A 17,803-nucleotide genomic window follows, 5' to 3' on the forward strand; every position below is an offset into this window, starting at 1 on the left:
TCACGTCCCTATCGCACGTTTCCGCACGCTTCCGGTTGTTTCGGTTTCGAAACCCTTCTTTGAAGTGTATCTCGTGCAATACATCTACCTGGTGGGGATTCCGCCCATTTAGCATTCCCAGAGTGGGAAAAAGTGGGGCCAAAGTGGGAGACAGTGGTAAAAAGTGGGGAATGCGTGGTACATTACTGTTCAGAACAGCACCTCCGGTGGGAAACGCTCGTGGGGAGACGGGCCCAAAAAACAAGTCTGTGCAGGAGAACACGAGATGCCCTTCGGTGAACACCAGTATAGCCTCGATGACAAAGGCAGGGTTGTAATCCCTCAGCCTTTCCGCTCGTTTATCGAGGATGGGGTGGTGATTACCCGAGGACTCGAGGGCTGCCTTTACATGTACCCCCTGCTGGCCTGGAGCAACATTGAACGCCAGTTGCAAAATGTGCCCCTGATTGACCGGGCAGCCCAGGAGCTGGTGCGCTTTTTGTACTCTGGCGCCCACAAGACCCAGATGGACAACGCCTCGAGGGTGACCATCCCCCCACCCCTGCGCAAGTTTGCCGGCCTCGAGGACACCAACGATGCGGTGGTGGTCGGCGCGCCTACCCGGTTGGAGTTGTGGAGCGAGAGCCGCTGGTGGGCCAACATCACCAAGTTTGTGGAGAACCCCACCACCCCCGAGGCCCTGCGGGGCCTGATTGGATGAACCATGTATGCGACCCCTGTCCTGTTTTCAAGCGCCCAGTCACCCGTACGACAAAGGAGGGGTGTGAGCCATACCTCGGTGCTCTACCACGAAGCCCTGGACTGGCTGGCGGTTCGGCCTGGCGGGGTGTATGTGGACGCCACCGTGGGTGGGGCAGGCCATACCCAGGGCATCCTGGAACGGGGCGGGAGGGTAATTGCCTTTGACCAGGACCCCGAGGCCATTACCCGAGCCGCGGGGCTGGGCCTGGCAAACCTGACTCTGGTTGAAGCCAACTTCCGCGAGCTGGTGCCCGAGCTACAGAGGCGGGGCCTCAGGCAGGTAGACGGCATCCTGGCCGATCTGGGGGTGTCTAGCTTTCACTTCGACGACGCCCAGCGGGGCTTCAGCTACCAGCAGCAAGGCCCCCTAGACATGCGGATGGGCACAGGTGCACTCACGGCAGCCGAGGTGGTCAATAGCTACCCCGAAGAAGAAATCGCCGAGATTCTCTACCGCTACGGCGAAGAGCCGCGTTCAAGACGCATCGCCCGCTTTATTGTGGAGAATCGTCCCATCACCACCACCACCCAGTTGGCCGAGGTAATCCGCCGGGCCACCGGGTACCGAGAAGCCGGGCACCCTGCCCGCAAGACCTTCCAGGCCCTTCGCATCTACGTCAACGACGAGTTAGGTGCGCTGGAGGCCTTGCTTCGAGGCGCCGAAGAAGTACTGAAGCCCGGGGGCAGGCTGGTCATTATCAGCTTTCATTCGCTCGAGGATCGCCGGGTTAAGCATTTCTTGCGCGACTCTTCCGTCCTGAAACCCCTTACCAAAAAACCCATCACTCCTTCGGAAAGCGAACAGCGCGTAAACCCTAGAGCCCGCAGCGCCAAGCTGCGGGTAGCAGAGCGCATAGATGGAGGCACAGCATGAAAACGGTATTGCGATGGGGTCTGGTGTATTTACTGTTACTGGCAGGCCTGACCGCCCTGGGGCACTACAACCAGCAACTGAGCGCCAATCTGATGGCGCTCCAGGCCACCGAAGCCGACCGCAGACAAAAAGAGACCCTACTGCTCTTGCAGCGCTATCAGCTGGTTTCCCCGTTGGCGCTGCGGGAATGGGCCGAAGCCAATGGTTACATCCCCATGAGCCTGGCCCGCTGGGCCAGCCCTGTGCAGCCAGAAAGGAGCGCCCCTTGAACCGCTTAGGAACAAGTGAACAAACCTCCCTGAGCCGGGGCTGGGTGGTGTTGCTGGCTTTTGCCGCCTTTGTGCTGGGACTGGGGTACGGTTTTTATGTGCTGTGGCACAATGCCCCCAGCCTCCCCTTGCGGCCCGTATCGGCCCGAGCGGACGCCCCTCCTTTACGCGGAAGCCTGGAAGCAGCCGACGGCACCCCGCTGGCCTTTAGCACCGAGGCGGATGCGCGCTTGTATCCCCTGGGTCTCTCAGCCACCCAGCTCATCGGCTTTGGGGAGCGCAACACCGGCAAGGGGCTCGCAGGCCTCGAGCTCGACCTGGAAAAGCTGCTCGTCCAGGGCCAGAGCCTGCGCCTGACCCTGGATCCGCTGGTGCAGTCCATCGCTGAGCAAGCCCTGTGGAAAGGCCTAAAGGCCGCCCAGGCCGACTGGGGCTCGGTGGTGGTGATGGAAAGCAAAACCGGGCGGCTTCTGGCAGTAGCCAACGGCCCGGCCTTCGACCCCAGCGCCCCTCGACTCAACCTCCAGCAAGACATTTCCTGGCGCAACCACGCCTTTGCGTACGCACTGGAACCCGGATCTACCATCAAACCCCTCACGGCTGCGGTGCTGATGGAGGAAAACATGGCCAGGCTTGACACCCGAGTCTATGCCCCCATGAGCCGTCGTATCGCAGGCTGGACCATCAACGATGTGGTCAAGCACCCCGAGACCCTCACCCTGAGCGAAGTACTCAAATTCTCCTCCAATGTGGGCATCACCACCCTGGCCGAGCGGATTCCGCGTGAGACGCTGTTTAACTACTTCAAGAAGATGCACTTCATGGATGCAGCGCTCCTGCCGCCCCTGTCCTACCAGCCCCGGATTGCTGTACAGGTTGCGGCCCCCCATGTCCGCCCGGTGCACCGCTGGGGGCCTGCCGAGTACGCCAACGCCACCTTCGGCCAGGGTTTCCTGATCACCCCCTTGCACTTAGCGGCGGCCTACAACATTTTGGCAAACGATGGGGTCTTTCGCCAGCCGATTCTGTTCGAAGGCAATACCTCCCAAATCAGCGTGGTATTCCGCCCTCAGGTAGCCCGCGAGATCCGCAAAGCTCTTACCGACGGCATCGCCGAAAATGCCAGACTCGCCGGCTATGTGCTGGGGGGCAAAACCGGCACGGCACAGGTAGTGGTGAATGGTCGCTACAGCAACAGTGTTTATGCGGCACTGTTCGCTGGCTTCATCCCATCCAATACCCCCCGCGTGACGGTGGTAGTAAACCTTTTTCACCCCAAGGGGGGGCGCATCCACGGCTCCCAGGTCGCAGCCCCTATCTACCGGGACATTGCAGCCCGGCTCTTTGCACTCTGGGGCATTCCGCCTCAGTTGGACAACTCATTCAGCAAGGGTAAACTGGTCAACCGATGAGTGTTTTGTGCAGCTTGAGTACAATACTCATGTGAGGCTATGGTGCAGAAAAAAGGGCCGAAAGAACTCCAACCTGCGTGGGTAGCCAGCCTGACGGGTGGAAAAGCGCACGAAGGCGCTGCTGTAGCCCATGACTTGCACTGGGACTCGAGGAAAATAGCACCAGGGGTAGCCTTTTTTGCCCTGCCCGGCGCGAAAACCCACGGGCGGGAGTTTGGCTTGCAAGCCCTGGAGGCCGGAGCGGCCTTTGTGGTCACCGACCTCGCGCACCCTGGCGCGGTACAGGTCGAGAAGCCCGAGCGGGCTTTGCTGGCAGTCGGGCGAGCTTTGCGCGACCGGTTCGGGGGGACGGTGCTGGCGGTGGGGGGTAGTTCGGGCAAAACCACCACCAAGGAGTGCCTGGCCCAGGGCCTGGGCTGGCCAGCCCCCGAGGGCAACCTGAACAACGCCCCCGGCCTCGCCCGCTTCTTTTTGCATCTGGAGGAGGGCGAGGGTGCTGTGGTGGAGCTGGGCATTGACCGGCTGCTGGAGATGGCCGAGCTCACCTACCTGGCCCGGCCCGACTTTGCCGTGCTCACCAGCCTGGGTGAGGAACACCTGGAGAGGCTGGGGAACCTGGAGAATGTGATCCGTGAGGAGAGCTGGCTCTTACAGGTGAGCGCCCTGAGGCTGTCCAGCACCCAGGCTGCCGAGATGGTGCGGCTGCCAAACCTGAAGACCTACGGCATAGGGGCCGGGGATTTTCGGGCCGAAAACCTCGAGCTCGGCCTCAACGCTAGCCGCTTCCACTTTGAAGGGCACCCGGTCGGTCTCCCCTATCCGGGTGTCGGGCCGGTGATGGGCGCGCTGGCTGCGCTGGCCGCAACCCGGATGCTGGACAAACCCCTTGCCGACACCATCGAGCGGCTGGCCGCCCTCCGGCTCCCCCCGGGGCGGATGCAGCGCTTGCAGCTGGGAGGGGTGGACTTTATCCACGACGCCTACAACTCCAATCCCTTATCCTTCCGGGCCGGGATGCAGTTCCTGCAAACCCAGCCGGGGCGCAAGTGGCTGGTGCTGGGCCGCATGGCCGAGCTCGGCGAGGAAGCCTTGAAGCACCACCTCGAGGCTGCCCGGCTGGCGGCTGCTATCAGCCCCAACCTGATTTTTGTCGGGCCATTTGCCAAGCAGCAGGCGGCTGAAGCAGGGGGCAGCGCCGTAGAGACCGTGGAGGAGGCCGCCGAGCTTCTGGCCCGCTCGGCTGTGCCGGGCGACCTGGTATACCTGAAAGCCTCGCGCAGTGTGGGCCTGGAGCGCTTGCTCGAGCTGTGGCCCAGGGAGGAAGCATGAGAGCAGGGCTGGTGGCATTCTCCTTAGGCTTAGCGGCGTGTGCACCTCAGCCACAAACCCCCCCGACCGCCGCCACAGAAACCATCCTGATTGAAGGGGGTGTGGTGGAGGGCCGGCTGGTGCGGGCGGTCGGGCTGCAACTGGCCCTGCCCAACCCCACCCCGCTGGTCGCTCGCAGCGGCAATACCCTGCTGGCCGCCTACCCTTTTCAGTTGCTCATCTACCAGAACGGCTTCATCCAGGACAGCCTGCCCCTGCCGGGGGTGCCCATCTTTGTGCGAGCAAAACCTCTGCCCCTGGTAGGCCTGGCGGACAGGCTCTACGTACCAGGGCTCGGCACCCTCCTCTACCAAGCCAAAGACGCGCTCAACACCAGGGAGGGGGTCTACTGGCTGGATGACGAGGGGATTAGCCTCGAGCGCCGAAGGCTGGCTGAGGGGCGTTTCAACTTCCTGGCCGCCGGTGAGCGCTATGTTTACGCCTTTGGGCGCGAGGCCCTGCGCCTGCCCGACCGCATCCGGGTGCCCCTGCCGGGGAACGTGCGGGCAGCGGTGGTGCTGGAAGACCTTTATGTGCTCACCCCCGAGGGCCTGCACCGCCTGAGTTTGGAGGGGCTGCGCCTGGGCTTCCGCGCCGGAGCGTACAGGGGCCTCGAGACCGATGGGGCCTTCCTCTATACCCTGGAGGCGGGCCGCTTGGTTACCCTGCGACTGAACCTGGATATAGCCAGCCGCTCTGCTCCCAAAGCCTGGGCACCATCTCGTCAAAACCTCGTCTCCCTTTTCGTGCCATGGGAGGTGCCATGAACAGCCTCGCCGCCGCTGCGCTCCTGAGCTGGTTCCTGGTGGGGCTCTGGATTACCCTGATGCAGTCGCTCCGCCTTGGCAAGCAGGTACGGGCCGACGGCCCCCAGAGCCACCTGGCCAAGATGGGCACCCCCAGCATGGGCGGGGTGGCTTTTTTGCTGGCTGCCGCCCTGGTGTACGGGCTCTCGGGGGGCGATAGGTGGGCTGGGCTCTGGCTTTTGGTGTTGGGCATGGCCCTCCTGGGCCTGGCCGACGACCTGGCCGGCTCACTGCGAAGGCCCCTCAGAGCCCGCGAGAAGCTGGTAGTGCAGGTACTGATGAGCCTGGTGTTTGCCATCTGGGCAGCCCGACAGGTGCAGTACACGCCGTATCCTGCGCTGGACGTACTGCTCTTCACCCTGGTGATCATTGCTGCCTGCAACGCTTTCAACTTTACCGACGGGGTAGATGGGCTTTTGGCCAGCGTTTCGGCGGTGATTTTGCTGCCCTTTGTGGGGCTTCCCACCGCGCAGGCTGTGGTGGGCGCTTTGCTGGGCTTCTTGTGGCACAACGCCCCCAAGGCCACGGTCTTCATGGGTGACACCGGCAGCATGGCCCTGGGGGCCCTGGTCGCAGGGCTGTTCATTCTGGAAGGCAAGATTTGGTGGCTGCCCCTGGTGGCCCTGATCCCGGTGCTGGAAGTGCTCTCGGTTTTCATCCAGGTGGCCTACTTCCGCCGCACCGGCAAGCGCTTCTTCAAGATGAGCCCCCTGCACCACCACTTCGAGCTGTCGGGCTGGCCCGAAAGCAAGGTGGTGTTTCGCTTTGTGGTGGTCACGGCCCTGTGTACAGCACTTGCAGTACACCTCTGGGGAGGCCCGGTATGAGGCGGCTGGTGTATGGGCTCGGGCGCAGTGGCCTGGGGGTACTGGGCTACCTGCATCGGCACGGCCTGTCGGCCCGCTTCTACGACGACCAACTCAAACCCGATGAAGCAGCGCAGGCCCAGGCGCTGGGGTTTGAACAGGAGCCCGACCCCACACCCGGAACCTACGATGAAGTGATAGCAGCCCCGGGCGTGCCCATCCAGCACGATCGCCTGCAAGCCCTGCGGGCGGGCGGTGCGGAGGTAATCGGGGAAGCCGAACTGGTCTACCGCCACGCCAAAACCCCGCTTATCGGCATCACGGGTACGGCAGGTAAAACCAGTTGCACCCTGTTCACCGGGCACTTTTTGCGGGCCCTGGGCTTCAAAGCCCTGGAGGGCGGCAACATTGACCCACCACTGGCCAGCGTGGTGGACGAGGCCGAGGTGGTGGCAGTGGAGATGAGCAGTTTCCAGCTCGAGCGCACCCGGCACTTCAGGCCCAGGGTGGCGGTGCTGCTGCTCCTGGGGGTAGACCACCTCGACCGCCACGGCAGCCTGGAGGCTTACCACGCCGCCAAGCTCAACTTGATCCGAAACCTCACCGCCCAGGACGCCCTGGTCTACAATGCCAGAGATCCTAGGATCCTGGCCGCCATCGAAGGAAATCCGGCCCAGCGCTACCCCTTCGAGCCCCATAGCGACCCGCGCGAAACCAACCTGAATGCAGCCCTGCAAGCCGCTTTGGCCTATGCCCACATCGTAGGGCGCGAACAGCCTGAGCGGGTTCTTGCGCTCGAGGCCACCTCCGCCGCCCTGGAACCCTTCCGCGCCTCGGCCCCCCGTCCCGAAGCCCGCTACGAAATTTTCGCCCGTATCGGCCAACTACAGTTCATAGACGACTCCATCGCCACCCGCCTCGACTCGGTACGCACGGCCCTGGAGGCCGCGCCCCCTCCGGTGGCCTGGGTGCTGGGAGGGGTGGATAAGGGCGCCCCGGTTGAGGAACTGCGCGAGGTGGTGGCGCGCAAGGTCAGGCTGATTCTGGCCATTGGCCGCGACGGCAGCCGGCTGGCCGCGCCCTTCAAGAACCTGGTGGAGGTGGTGGAAATCGGCGAGCCCGATGGGCGCAAAGCCCTCGAGCAGGCCGTGGGCGAATCCCTGCGGCGGCTTGCCTCGGGCAGTGTGCTGTTGGCCCCGCTGGCCACCTCGTTCGATCAGTTCAAGGATTACAAAGAACGCTCTAAAGTATTCCGGGAAGTGGTGTTCGACATGGGAGGTATTCGTGGATAGCATTCTGCTGCTGGCCCAGCTCATGCTTTTTGCCTTTTCGGCCCTGGGGGTGGCCACCTCCGACTGGATGCGGGCCGCCCCGGAGCAGCACAGCCTGGAAAACCTGCGCAATATCGCCATCTCGCTGGCCCTGATGTTGCTGGTCTCGCGCCTGCGTCCCCTCTGGGCCATCTGGGCAGCGCGACCCTTTTTCCTGCTCTCGCTTCTGCTCTTGGTTGCGAACCTCTTGGTGGGGTTTGGGCCGGGCAGTGAACGCAGGTTTATTGATCTGCCCTTCACCTCCTTTAACCTGCAAGCCTCCGAGCTGGCCAAGCTGGCGGTGGTGCTGTACCTGGCAGCTTTCTTCCACAACAAACCCACCGATTACCCCATCATAGGCCCCATCGTTGCCATCAGCCTGGTATCGGGCCTGATCATCGCCTCGCCCGACCTGGATACGGGCCTTTTCGTGCTGCTTTTATCGGGCTTTTTGCTGGTGGTAATCGGGGTTCCCTGGCGACGCCTCCTGGCCATTGGCTTCAGTGCCTGGCTTCTGGCCCTCTCGGTCTCGGGCTTGTATCTGGAGCGCTTCGAGAAAGTACGGGATCGCTTCGAGGGTTGGAGCGCCTATGTCAGCGGGCGGGTAAGCGAACTGAGCCCGGAAGTCATCCGGGGGCCTTTGTACCAGATCACCCAGGCGCACAAGATCATCGTGAATGCGGGGCCTTTCGGGCAGGGGGTGGGGGCCCGGATGCCCAACCTGCCCGAGTCCCACAACGACTTCGTGCTGGCCTCCATCATCTGGTCGGGGGGCTGGCTGGCGGGTTTCATGGTCTTGCTGGCCCTGTGGCTGATACTGGCTCGAGGGCTCCAGATAGCCGCAAACCTGGAAGGTTCCAGGAGCGTGCTGGCGCTGGGCTTGACCCTGTACCTGGTTTTGCAAGCTGCCCTCAACATTGCAGCCGTCATCGGCACTATTCCGATTGGCGGTTCCCCGCTGCCCATGGTGAGCATGGGCGGCAATTCGATGATCATGGCCGGGCTGGCCATGGGGCTTTTGCAAGCCCTCTCACGCGAGGCCTTCGCGCACAAAAAGGAAAGCGAAGTCGGGGAGGCCCAGCCGTGAAAGCGTACAGGAGAGCACTACCGCAACGCGCATGGAGGCCCTGCGCCAGCAGGCGGGTTTGGGAAAGGCCTGCAACGCTGGCTCCGCTTCGCCCTGCTCCCTGGCTCCATAAAGGAGGCACATGGTGATCGTTACGGGCGGGGGCACCGGCGGCCACCTCTATCCGGGGCTGGCGGCGGCGAGCGCCCTGCTGGAAGCAGGCGAGCCCGTAACCTACGTGGGGGCGCTGGGTGGGATTGAAGAGCGGGTTCTGCCCGAGAGTGGCCTACCACACCACCTCATTCCTGCCGGTAAACTCTCGCGCGACGCTTTGCGCCCCAAAGAAGGAACAAAGGTACTACAGGGCCTTTGGGCCGCACGGCAGCTGGTGCGAGACTTAAGGCCCAAAGCGGTGCTCAGCATGGGGGGTTACGCGGGTTTTCCTGTGGCTTTCGTGGCCGCGCTGCAGGGGATTCCCATGATCATTCACGAGCAAAACGCCAAACTGGGCCTGGCCAACCGGATGCTGGCCCAGCTCGCCCGGCGGGTCACCCTGGCCACCCCCATAGAGCTGGCCCCTGGGCTGGCCCATAAAACCCAGGTGGTGGGCTATCCGGTGCGGGAGGAAAAACGTCCCCCAGCCGAGGCCCGAGCCGCCCTTGGGCTCGAGCCCAGCCGCCCCACCCTTCTGATTCTGGGCGGCAGCCAGGGCAGCCAGGAGCTCAATGAACAGCTGCCCGAGCGACTCTACCCACTTTTGGGCAAGTGGCAGATCCTGCACCAGTGTGGGGTGCGCTGGGAGGAAAAACTCAAAGCCCTGGAACGGCCGCACTACTTTGTGCGGGGCTATGTGGACAGCGTGCTGGCCTGGAGTGCTGCGGACTGTGCCATCACCCGGGGCGGAGCAGGTACCCTGTCCGAGGCGGCCTACCACCAGGTACCGGTGCTGGGGGTGCCGCTGCCGCGCCACCTGGATGGGGGCGCCCAGTGGGCCAACGTAGGCTTTTATGCCGAGCGCGGCGCGGCCCGGCGACTTGAGTCCTGGGCGCAGTTTGAGGCCGAGCTTAACACTCTGCTCGACCCCTCCACGCGGGCCCAAATCCGCGATAGACTTGGGGGGTTATCGCCAGCCGGAGCAGCCGGGCGGCTGGCCCAGATCGTTTTGGAGGCAGTGTGAAGCATTATCACCTGATGGGTATTGGGGGCATTAGCATGAGCGGGCTGGCCCGCATTCTACGCAAGGACGGACACCGGGTCAGCGGCTGCGATAGCCAGCTTTCCGACCTGACCCGCCAGCTCGAGCGCGAAGGCATCCAGGTCTACCAGGGCCATAGCCCATCGCACCTCGAGGGAGTAGAGGTGCTGGTCGCCTCCACCGCCATCAAGGACAGCGAGCCTGAACTGGCCACCGCCCACACCCTGGGCATCCCGGTCTGGCGGCGGATTCAGGTGGTGGCCGAAATCTTGCGCGGGGGTTACAGCCTGGGCGTAACCGGCTCCCACGGCAAGACCAGCACCACCTCCATGTTGGCCAGCATTTTCATTGCAGCCCAGAGCGACCCCACGGTGCTGCTCGGGGCTGAGCTGGGCCTGATTGGCGGCAGCGCCAAGGTGGGCTCCGGACGCTACCGCATTGCCGAGGTAGACGAGTCCGACCCCCTGTTTCGCTTTTTGCAGCTTGACGTGGCGGTGATCACCAACCTCGAGGCCGACCACGTGTCGCCCGACGGGCTGGCCCGCCCCAACTACCACACCTCCTTTGAAGTACTCCAGGACGCCGTACACTCTTTTGCCAGCCGGGCCGGGCACATCATCTACAACGGCGAACCCCGCTGGCGCTTGTTGGATCAGCTCACCCAGGGCCGCCCCCGCAGCAGCTTTGGCTTAGAGGAGGGCGACTGCCACGCCGCCAATATTGCCCTCGAGCCTTTCGGCAGCCAGTTTGAGCTGGTCTGGCAGGGCCAAACCCTGGGCAGGGTGCGCCTGCAAGTGCCCGGCGAGCACAACATCAGCAACGCCCTGGCCGCCTCGGCTGCCGCCATCGTGGCGGGGGTTCCCTTCGAGGCCATCCGGGAGGGGCTTTTGCAGTACACCGGGGCCAGCCGCCGCTTTGAAAAGGTGGGTGAACTCAACGGAGCCCTGGTTGTGGACGACTACGCCCACAACGCCACCAAACTTTTTGCTTTGCTCAAAGCGGCCCGCAACACCGGCCTGCGGGTACGGGCGGTCTTCCAGCCCCACCGCTATGGGCGCAGCGAGCAGGAGTGGCCCCTCTACGCCAAGGCCCTCGAGCAGTCCGACGAGGCCCTGATTCTCGATGTCTACAGCGCCGAGGAAACCCCCCTTAGCCTTTCCAGCGCCCAGATTGCCGGGCGCATGCTGGAACACCTGCATGCGCGGGGACACCAGGCCCGCTACGACAGTTGGGAGAACATTCTCAGCTACCTGCACCAGACCGCAACCCAGGGCGATCTGATTCTGACCATTGGGGCCGGGAGCGTCTCGAGGCTGGGGCGCCTGCTGGTAGCCCAAAAGGAGGCCGTATGACCGGGGTCTGGTGCAGAGGGACTGGGCACAGGGAAGGCCACAGATGCGAGGTACTGCTGTGAAAATAGCCCGTCTGCCGCTTGCCAGGCTCACCACCATCGGGGTGGGGGGAGAGGCCGAGGTCTGGACGGTCGAAACCCTGGCCGACCTCAAAGAAGCCACCCAGGCCCCCTACCGGGTGCTGGGCAACGGCTCCAACCTGCTGGTTTCGGATGACGGTGTACCGGAGCGGGTGATCCGGCTTGCGGGCGAGTTTGCCCTGTGGAACCCCGACCTCTCGGGCTGGGTGGGGGCCGGGGCACTGGTGCCCAGCCTGCTACAAGCCTCTGCACGGCTGGGCCTGAGCGGCCTCGAGGGCCTGCACGGCGTGCCAGCCCAGGTAGGGGGAGCGGTCAAAATGAATGCCGGTACCCGTTTCGGCGAGATGGCCGATGCCTTGGAGGAAGTGGAGCTATTCCACGATGGCGGCTTGCATTGCTACCGGCCCTCGGAACTGGGCTTCCGGTATCGGCATTCCGAGTTGCCCGAAGGTAGCCTTGTGACAAGGGTCAAGCTCAAACTGAACCCCTCCAGCGAAGAAGCAGTGCGGGCCAGGATAGCCTTGGTAGATGCAGCCCGCAAAGGCCAGCCCAAAAGGAAAAGTGCGGGTTGCGCCTTCAAGAACCCGCCCGGCGACTCGGCAGGTCGTTTGATCGATGTGAGGGGTCTCAAAGGAACCACGGTGGGTAAAGCCATGATCAGCCTCGAGCACGGCAACTTTCTGGTGAATCTTGGAGGGGCGACCGCCGCCGAGATGTATGCCCTGATCCGCAAGGTTCAAGCCGTGCTGCCGCTGGAGGTGGAGTGGGAGATCTGGGGCGAGATTAAGCCCGCCGAAGCGGAGGTGAGCCGATGAAAATGCGCATGGCAGCCGGGGCGCGCTGGTGGGTCAGGAATGCCCGGGGCCCTTCATCCCCCGCGCTATGCCACCGCTCAATCTACGGAAGGTCAAGGTTTCCGAGCGTTGCCGGAGCACGCGCAGAAAGGTGGTGGGGATGATCCGAGCGGTTCTGATTGCCTTGCTGCTGGCCTCTTTGGGGGTAGGTTCATATGTGGCGCTGCCCATCGAGCAGGTCGAAATTGTGGGCAACCAGCAGCTATCCCGGCCCGAGATCGAGCAACTGACCGGCCTAAAGCCCGGCCGCCCCTGGCTGTGGGCCTGGCCCTCTAGGCTCGAGCCCCTCAAGAAAAACCCCTGGGTCAAATCCGCTGTGCTCGAGCGCCCCGCGCCGGGCCGGTTGCGCATAGTGCTGGAAGAGCGTGCCTCCATCGCCAATCTGGTTCAGGGGCATCAGCGCTATGGCCTGAGCGTCGATGGCGTGCTGTTGCCGGGTGCGCCCACACGGGGTCCGGTGCTCGAGGGCCGGGGCGAACTCCCCATTGCCGACTTGCTTTTGCTGATGCAGACTTTTCCAGATGCCCAGCGCATCCGCTACAGCGTCGCGGGTTATCAGGTCGTAGCGCCAAACCTTAATGCTTGGGCCAGGAACGTCAGAGAGTTGCAAGATTGGGCCAAAGCCCGCAGAATAGGCAAAAGTGACGCAAGCAACCCTCTTGCGCACCCCGGCGCTTCGCCGGAAAGCCGTATCTATGTGTATTCCTGGGGGGTGAGTGCTCGCCGATGATTCTCGTAGGTTTAGATGTAGGAACCACCAAAGTGACTGCGGTCATCGGTGAACTGTCTTCGGATGGCATCCTGGACATCATCGGAGAAGGCACCGTTCCCTCCCATGGCCTTCGGCGCGGGGTGGTGACCAACCTCGAGCGCACCACCGAGTCCATCCGCCAGGCCATCTTCCAGGCCGAGCGGGTGGCCGGGGTCAAGGCCGAGCGGGTCTGGGTGGGCGTGGCCGGGGCCCATGTCCGCAGCGTGACCAGCCACGGCCTGGCGGCCATCCGGCGCGGCCAGCAAATTACCGTAACCGATGTCGAACGGGCCATCGAACAGGCCAAAGCCTACCCCTTCGAGGGCGACTACGAACTCATCCACGCACTGCCCCTGGAGTTCCGCGTGGACGGACAGGAGGGCATCCGCGACCCCATCGGCATGGCCGGGGTGCGCCTGGAGGTCGACGTACATCTCGTCGCGGGTAGCAAGGGCCCCCTCACCAACCTGCGCAAAGCGGTCGAAGATGCCGGCCTCGAGCTGCAGGGCATGGTTCTGCAGGCCTACGCCTCCGGGCTGGCCGTACTCTCGCCCGAGGAGCTCTCCATGACCGTGATGCTGGTGGACATCGGCGGGGGAACCACCGATGTGGCGGTGTTCCGCCAGGGGCGGTTGGCCCACTCGGCGGTCATTCCCCTGGGCGGTGACCACGTCTCGCAAGACATCGCCAAGCTGCTGCAAATTCCGGTAGAGGAAGCCGAGCGGGTGGCCAAAAAGTATGGCGCCGCCCTGCCCGAGCTGGCCGACCCCGAGCTGGTCTTGGAAGTGAGCCAGGAGGGGGCCGCACAAATCTCCTACCAGGCCCCCGACTTAGCCCGCATCATCCGCCCGCGCCTGCGCGAGATCCTGCACCTGGCCCGCCAGAGCGTGGACGAAGCCCTGGGGCCGCTGGAAATTACCGTGGGCAAGGTCATCGTGACCGGCGGTGCTAGCATGGTGCGCGGCCTGGAAGAACTGGCCCGCAAGCAGTTTAACCTGCCCGTGCGGCTGGGCAAGCCCCTGGGCGTGCAGGGGCTCACCGATGTGGTGGCCTCCCCGACCCATGCCACAGCGGTGGGGCTGGTTCGCCATGCCGCCAACCTGGCCGCCCAGGCGCCCCTACCCCGCGGGCACCGTCCGGGCCGTAGCAAAACCAGCCCGGCCAGCAAACCCGTTCTCAACACCGAAGGAGCAGCCAATGCTGCAAGCGGGCTGTGGGAGCGCATCAAAGGTATGTTCAAGAACTTTTTTTAGCGGGAGTTTCGTATCGGCTCGAAGCACTGAAGCAACCAGCAGAGGGTACCAGGAGAGATTATGGGTGACGTACAAATCAAGGTAATTGGTCTCGGTGGTGCAGGCAACAACGCAGTCAATCGCATGATTGAATCGGGGCTTACCGGTGTGGAGTTTATTGCCGCCAACACCGATGCCCAGGTTCTGGCGACCAGCCTGGCCGATGTACGCATCCAGCTGGGCGACAAACTGACCCGCGGGCTGGGGGCTGGCGCCAACCCCGAGATCGGCGAGAAAGCAGCTCAGGAAGCCGAAGAGCTGGTAGGCGAATACCTCGAGGGCGCCGACATGGTCTTCATTACCGCCGGGATGGGCGGCGGTACTGGCACCGGAAGTGCCCCAGTGGTGGCGCAAATTGCCAAGAGCCTGGGGGCCCTCACGGTAGGGGTCGTCACCCGCCCCTTTTCGTGGGAGGGCCCCCGTCGCCTGCGGGCCGCCGAGGATGGCATCAAGCGCCTGCGCGAACAAGTAGACGCCATGGTGGTCATCTCCAACGACCGGCTGCTGGGTGCGCTGGACAAAAAGGTCTCGGCCAAGGATGCCTTTATGATTGCCGACCGGGTGCTCTACCACGGGGTAAAGGGCATCACCGATGTCATCAACCTGCCCGGCCAGATCAACCTCGACTTCGCTGATGTACGCACCCTGCTCACCGGCGCCGGCCAGGTCTTGATGGGCATAGGGGCGGGCCGGGGCGAAAACAAAGTGCAGGAGGCCGCCCAGTCGGCCATCCAGAGCCCCTTGCTGGACCGCTCGGTAGATGGGGCCCGTAAGCTCCTGGTCAATGTGGTGGGCGACGAGGACATCTCGCTGATGGAAGCCAGCAGCGTGGTGGAGCATATCCGCGAAGCCACCGGCATGGAAGACGTGGACGTGCTCTATGGCCTCACCTACGACAACCGGGCCCAGGACGAGATGCGCGTCATCTTGATCGCCGCAGGCTTCAACGAGAGCGCTGTGGTGGCCAAGCCTGGGGGTCGGCCCCTTATGGACTTCCCTACCAGCAACGTGGATGTCGGCAACTTCGACATCCCCGCCTTTATCCGCTACGGTGACGGCGACTACCCCCCCAAAAGGGGCAACTGATTTTGCGCCAGTAGCGGATCGCTAATTGCTTATAAAGCAGTTTCGCTATCAACTATTTGCCTTCAGCTATGAGCGATGGTTGTCTTAGGCATTGACCCCGGCATCACCAACCTGGGCCTGGGGGTGGTGGAGCAGGTCGGTAAGCGGGCACGGATGCTCCATGCTGAGGTGGTCAAGACGAGCCACGGTGAAACAGCACCGGCTAGGGTAGGCCGACTCTACCGGGCTGTTTACCAGGCTGCCGTCGCCTTCCGGCCCCAGGCCATCGCGGTAGAGGAGCAATATTTCTACCGGCAAAACGAACTGGCCTACAAGGTGGGCTGGGCCATGGGGGCGGTGTTTCTGGTAGCCGATCAACTCGCCATTCCGGTCTATGGCTATGGGCCGCCCAAAGTCAAACAGGCCCTGGTGGGTAATGGCCAGGCCGACAAGCACCAGGTGGCCTATATGGTACGGGCAATTTTGGGCCTAAAGACCCTCCCCAAGCCCACCCACTTAGCCGATGCGCTGGCCATCGCCCTGACCCATTGTTTTTACCATCCGCTTGGGTCAAATAAACCGCTAAGCTGATGGCTTGGTTTTAGAATGCAACCCGTTATGAGACGTCTTGTTTGGGTTGTGCTTATCGCAACAGTGGGAGGGCTGGGATTCTCCCAAGGTGTTCGCAGCCTGGGTATGGCAGGTCTGGTGCTGCCCGGCCCCGGCGCAGCTTACCTGAACCCGGCTTATGCGGCCTTTCCGGGGGGGCTATATGGTGCTGACCAGGGTTTTCAACTACCCATTGGGTTGTTGGGCCTGGTTTTACGGCCTGAAAGCAACCCCCTGCCCGCTCTGGGGGGTCTGTCAAACCTTACCGACGAGAATAGCCCCTTCGACCTGCTCTCCTTCTACGATCAGGTCACGCACCTGGGCGAGTTCCTGATCAACCCGGCCTCCTCGAGGGCCTTCATCAACCCCAATACGGGCTACCCCGAAATTCAAATAAAGGTCAGTGCAAGCGGTATCCAAATCACCGACTACCAGGGCAACCCCATCCAGCTCGACCTCGGCCTGGGTACCCCAACCGGTGTGGCCAGCAACAAAGGTCTTACACCGGCCCCACTCTTTCGCATACCGGTGAGCCTGGAAAACAATCTCTTCCTGGATTTTGGCCTTTTCGCGGGGGGCTTTGGCCTGGGCCTTTCGCCCAACGATAGCCTTCGCCAGGCTTTGCAGAGCGGCCAGCTCCAGCCCAGCACCGAGTATGCCCTCAACCTGACCGGAACGGCACAAGCGGGCATCAGTGTGGGATTTGGCTATGCCACCCGGCTACCCGATGTACCCATCCCCGACTTCGGCCCGGCCAAGTTGTATGTCGGCACCCGGGGAGAGGCTTTCTACGGGCTGGCCTACCTCGAGGGCAGCTTCAGTGCGGGCGTCCAGACCGATGCCCAGGGCCAGTTCGACCCCAACCAGCCGCCGGTCTACCGGGGTAACGTGTTTTACACCATTCCCGGTAATGGTAACGGTTTTGGGGCCCGGGCCGACATCGGCGTGGTCATGGAAGCCCAGGGCACCACGGTGGGGCTGGGCATCCGCAACGCGCTGGGCTTCACCCGCTGGAGCGGTACCGAGCTGCACTGGGATGGCACCTCCAGCAACCCCATCTCGGCCCAGGGCGAGCGCAGCAGCTTTGGCTTTGTGCCTGCATTCTTCCTGAATGCCGCTACCCGGGTACCCCTCGAGGTCGGCGCTTTGATGGTAGGAGGCGATCTGGGCTACGAGTCTGGCCTCTATGGCCGGGTGGGCGGCGAGTTCAGCCTGGGGCCCGCCCGCTTCCGGGCCGGGCTGGGCTTCGACAACGGCTTCCGCTTTGGGTTGGGAGCGGGGTTTGTAGGACCAGGGTTCACACTAGATGCGGCCCTGACCACCCACCGCGCCCCCATTGTGGGCAACACTGTGTTTGGTATCGCCCTCAGCCTGGGCTTGGGGTTTTGAGGTGAAACATGCCTAGACTTGCTCTTATTGCTCTAATCTTGCTGCTGGCGGCGTGCAGTGCTGCGACTCGCTATGTCATCGACGTCAATGTCCTCAGTTTTATTCCGCAAAACCAGCGTAGCATCACCATTCCTACCGGCTATTACCTGGCGGTTTACCCGGGCCTCGAGGGCCAGCTGGTACCCCTCCCCCTAAGCCTGGATATCCTCGAGCGCGGTCAGATCGCCGTTCAGGCTAGCGTAACCAATACCGGAACTTTACCCCTAACAGGCAGCTACGAGATAAGACTGGCCCCGGAGAGCGACACCAATCTCAACGATAACAGCGGTGGGGATGTGGGCCTAGGCAGCACCAGTTTGAATGTGGCGGCTGGACAAAGCCAGTCTATTGAGACCACCATTCAACTTAGCACCAACCAGAACAGCACCGCGTTCAATATCATTAAGTCGGGCTCTTTCCGAATTGCCATTCGGGTCGAAGTTAACAGTAGCGGCGGCCGTTTTGATCTTACCGGCGCACGTGTAAGTGTTACCGGGCGGCCTTTTGCCGTTATTAAGTGAAGAA

Annotated in this window: 18 protein-coding genes; all 18 read left to right on the forward strand. The window is 63.1% G+C overall.

The genetic code is table 11. The features are described 5' to 3' along the window. The first annotated feature begins 265 nt into the window (after nt 1-265). A complete protein-coding gene (gene mraZ / locus Q0X23_RS00005; protein ID WP_119340510.1) occupies nt 266-700 on the forward strand; it encodes a division/cell wall cluster transcriptional repressor MraZ in 435 nt (144 codons plus the stop codon). Between the two features lie 3 nt (nt 701-703). Then, nucleotides 704-1,615 carry a 16S rRNA (cytosine(1402)-N(4))-methyltransferase RsmH gene (rsmH, locus tag Q0X23_RS00010; RefSeq protein WP_297858381.1) on the forward strand — a complete coding sequence of 304 codons (912 nt, stop codon included), beginning with the start codon at nt 704-706 and terminating at the stop codon, nt 1,613-1,615. Further along, nucleotides 1,612-1,884 (forward strand): hypothetical protein, encoded by a 273-nt coding sequence (locus tag Q0X23_RS00015; protein ID WP_297858382.1) that lies wholly within the window; start codon nt 1,612-1,614, stop codon nt 1,882-1,884. The genes rsmH and Q0X23_RS00015 overlap by 4 nt, the downstream gene beginning before the upstream one ends. Further along, nucleotides 1,881-3,296 (forward strand): penicillin-binding protein 2, encoded by a 1,416-nt coding sequence (locus Q0X23_RS00020; protein ID WP_297858383.1) that lies wholly within the window; start codon nt 1,881-1,883, stop codon nt 3,294-3,296. The genes Q0X23_RS00015 and Q0X23_RS00020 overlap by 4 nt, the downstream gene beginning before the upstream one ends. Before the next feature lie 39 nt (nt 3,297-3,335). Further along, nucleotides 3,336-4,625 carry a UDP-N-acetylmuramoyl-tripeptide--D-alanyl-D-alanine ligase gene (gene murF, locus Q0X23_RS00025; protein WP_297858384.1) on the forward strand — a complete coding sequence of 430 codons (1,290 nt, stop codon included), beginning with the start codon at nt 3,336-3,338 and terminating at the stop codon, nt 4,623-4,625. Beyond that, nucleotides 4,622-5,431: a hypothetical protein gene (locus Q0X23_RS00030; protein WP_297858385.1), complete on the forward strand. Its 810-nt coding sequence runs from the start codon at nt 4,622-4,624 to the stop codon at nt 5,429-5,431. The genes murF and Q0X23_RS00030 overlap by 4 nt, the downstream gene beginning before the upstream one ends. After that, the gene (locus Q0X23_RS00035; RefSeq protein ID WP_297858386.1) at nt 5,428-6,297 is read left to right on the forward strand and encodes a phospho-N-acetylmuramoyl-pentapeptide-transferase; all 870 of its coding nucleotides are present in this window, start codon (nt 5,428-5,430) and stop codon (nt 6,295-6,297) included. The genes Q0X23_RS00030 and Q0X23_RS00035 overlap by 4 nt, the downstream gene beginning before the upstream one ends. Continuing rightward, nucleotides 6,294-7,568 (forward strand): UDP-N-acetylmuramoyl-L-alanine--D-glutamate ligase, encoded by a 1,275-nt coding sequence (gene murD / locus Q0X23_RS00040; RefSeq protein ID WP_297858387.1) that lies wholly within the window; start codon nt 6,294-6,296, stop codon nt 7,566-7,568. The genes Q0X23_RS00035 and murD overlap by 4 nt, the downstream gene beginning before the upstream one ends. Beyond that, entirely contained in the window at nt 7,561-8,673 is a 1,113-nt protein-coding gene (locus tag Q0X23_RS00045; protein WP_297858388.1) for an FtsW/RodA/SpoVE family cell cycle protein, read from the forward strand. Before murD ends, Q0X23_RS00045 begins: the two co-directional genes overlap by 8 nt. Nucleotides 8,674-8,794: 121 nt before the next feature. Further along, nucleotides 8,795-9,829 carry a UDP-N-acetylglucosamine--N-acetylmuramyl-(pentapeptide) pyrophosphoryl-undecaprenol N-acetylglucosamine transferase gene (locus Q0X23_RS00050; protein WP_297858389.1) on the forward strand — a complete coding sequence of 345 codons (1,035 nt, stop codon included), beginning with the start codon at nt 8,795-8,797 and terminating at the stop codon, nt 9,827-9,829. Next, nucleotides 9,826-11,199: a UDP-N-acetylmuramate--L-alanine ligase gene (gene murC / locus Q0X23_RS00055; RefSeq protein WP_297858390.1), complete on the forward strand. Its 1,374-nt coding sequence runs from the start codon at nt 9,826-9,828 to the stop codon at nt 11,197-11,199. Before Q0X23_RS00050 ends, murC begins: the two co-directional genes overlap by 4 nt. 58 nt (nt 11,200-11,257) lie before the next feature. Next, entirely contained in the window at nt 11,258-12,094 is an 837-nt protein-coding gene (locus Q0X23_RS00060) for a UDP-N-acetylmuramate dehydrogenase (protein WP_297858391.1), read from the forward strand. A 139-nt stretch (nt 12,095-12,233) separates the two neighbouring features. Beyond that, nucleotides 12,234-12,863 carry a cell division protein FtsQ/DivIB gene (locus Q0X23_RS00065; RefSeq protein ID WP_297858392.1) on the forward strand — a complete coding sequence of 210 codons (630 nt, stop codon included), beginning with the start codon at nt 12,234-12,236 and terminating at the stop codon, nt 12,861-12,863. Further along, nucleotides 12,860-14,137 (forward strand): cell division protein FtsA, encoded by a 1,278-nt coding sequence (gene ftsA, locus Q0X23_RS00070; RefSeq protein WP_119340500.1) that lies wholly within the window; start codon nt 12,860-12,862, stop codon nt 14,135-14,137. The genes Q0X23_RS00065 and ftsA overlap by 4 nt, the downstream gene beginning before the upstream one ends. Before the next feature lie 60 nt (nt 14,138-14,197). Next, nucleotides 14,198-15,262 (forward strand): cell division protein FtsZ, encoded by a 1,065-nt coding sequence (gene ftsZ, locus Q0X23_RS00075; RefSeq protein ID WP_297858393.1) that lies wholly within the window; start codon nt 14,198-14,200, stop codon nt 15,260-15,262. Nucleotides 15,263-15,337: 75 nt separating this feature from the next. After that, nucleotides 15,338-15,832 carry a crossover junction endodeoxyribonuclease RuvC gene (gene ruvC / locus Q0X23_RS00080; protein ID WP_297858394.1) on the forward strand — a complete coding sequence of 165 codons (495 nt, stop codon included), beginning with the start codon at nt 15,338-15,340 and terminating at the stop codon, nt 15,830-15,832. A 27-nt stretch (nt 15,833-15,859) separates the two neighbouring features. Next, nucleotides 15,860-17,239: a TetR family transcriptional regulator gene (locus tag Q0X23_RS00085; RefSeq protein WP_297858395.1), complete on the forward strand. Its 1,380-nt coding sequence runs from the start codon at nt 15,860-15,862 to the stop codon at nt 17,237-17,239. 8 nt (nt 17,240-17,247) lie between these two features. Continuing rightward, nucleotides 17,248-17,799: a hypothetical protein gene (locus tag Q0X23_RS00090; RefSeq protein WP_297858396.1), complete on the forward strand. Its 552-nt coding sequence runs from the start codon at nt 17,248-17,250 to the stop codon at nt 17,797-17,799. The last annotated feature ends 4 nt before the right edge of the window (nt 17,800-17,803 follow it).

Origin of the sequence: Meiothermus sp. (genome assembly GCF_026004115.1) — a bacterium.
In the GTDB taxonomy this organism is placed as follows: domain Bacteria; phylum Deinococcota; class Deinococci; order Deinococcales; family Thermaceae; genus Meiothermus.